The 530-nt window shown below is 38.5% G+C and carries 1 protein-coding gene; it reads right to left on the bottom strand.

Annotation, left to right across the window (positions count from 1 at the left end; translation table 11 throughout):
• The coding region (cpaB, locus tag CO726_RS31275; RefSeq protein WP_425427834.1) for a Flp pilus assembly protein CpaB at positions 1-448 on the bottom strand (448 nt) is incomplete at its 3' end.
• Between the last annotated feature and the right edge of the window lie 82 nt (positions 449-530).

Below are 530 nucleotides of genomic sequence, written 5' to 3'. Positions count from 1 at the left end.
GTTTGAAATACAAGTCCACATACGTATTTGGGATAATACTATTCCCTGAACTTGTTTCCAAATCAACAAGTAACGGAAAAGCAACTTCTCCATCTTTCAAATTTAAAATAGCAGAGTCCGGTAACTCCTCTTTCTTTACTACTTTATTTTTAAAGAGATAGCTATTTTCTGTAATGGGCTGCCCATCACTTGTCCACTTACCTACAACATCTTTTTTACTTACACGTAATGCATTTGGTGGAATGGCATCACCAGGTAATGTTCGTTCCACTAACATGTCTTCTTTAATCTCTGTATGCGCAGGGATATCCTTTGCGGCTACAACAATCTTTGTCGGTTTTACTGCATTTTCTACTGCAAAGTGATTGTATCCATAGATACCCGCTACTGTTGCAGCAGCTAAACCTACCGCAACAATCTGCTTCTTTTGAAACTTAGATGGCTTCAATGTTTGTATTCCTCCTTATGTAGCCTTTAAACGCAAAAAAAGGACACACCTATGGCATAATGCGCCTTAGGTGTGTCCTTTT

It is taken from the genome of Bacillus fungorum (genome assembly GCF_002746455.1).
Classification (GTDB): Bacteria; Bacillota; Bacilli; order Bacillales; family Bacillaceae_G; genus Bacillus_A; species Bacillus_A fungorum.
Note: the sequence above shows the minus strand (reverse complement) of the source record. Positions and strands in the feature narration are given on the sequence as shown.